Genomic DNA, 619 nt, shown 5'->3' with positions numbered 1-619 from the left:
CGGGCGGAGGTGCCGGGTTCTCCTCGGCGCGCCGGTCGGCGTCGGTGTGCTCCGCGCCGCGACCGCCGAGCCGGGCCCGGTCGAGCAGCGCCCGCCACCGCGGTGCCGGCTCACCCTGCCGACCCCAGCCGGTCTCGCTGCCGTCCAAGGATTCGCCCTCCCCCAGCCCATCGATCTCCGCCTGACAGGCTACGAACGAAACCCTATTCGGACCACTCCCCGCTCCGCACATCGGCCGGTGGCCCTCCTCACCGTGTCACCCGTCGCGCCGTTGCCGGGTGGGGTGTCTCAGGAGGTGGGAGCGGGATTGGGCGGCCCGGACCCGGTGGCGGCCGGGCGGGCGCCGGGTGAGGGTCCGCTCACCGTCGGTGCGGCTTCCGACGAATCACCCATACCGTCGCCCGACGCCAAGGCCGTGTCGGCCGGCGGCCGAGCCACGTCGCGCTGCTCCGGCAGCGGCGGCGTGAAGACGGCCCGGTCCAGCCGGGTGACCTCCGGCGCCGGGTCCACCCCGCGTACGCCGGGACGTCCGGCGAGCGTGCGCAGCGCGTCCGGTCCGCCCCGGACCACGGCGGCGTAGACGCAGGCGCACCCCGCCCGGTAGCCGTCCGCCTCCCGG

2 pseudogenes are annotated in these 619 nt (G+C 76.9%); both read right to left on the bottom strand.

From position 1 onward, the window contains the following. Positions 1 to 148, bottom strand: a pseudogene (locus HUW36_RS34800) (ATPase); the annotation flags it as partial. A 140-nt stretch (positions 149 to 288) separates the two neighbouring features. Continuing rightward, positions 289 to 619: pseudogene (locus tag HUW36_RS33905) on the bottom strand (hypothetical protein); the annotation flags it as partial.

Origin of the sequence: Micromonospora maritima, from assembly GCF_902825405.1 — a bacterium.
Lineage (GTDB): Bacteria > Actinomycetota > Actinomycetes > Mycobacteriales > Micromonosporaceae > Micromonospora > Micromonospora maritima.
This window is presented reverse-complemented; position numbering and strand designations above follow the sequence as displayed.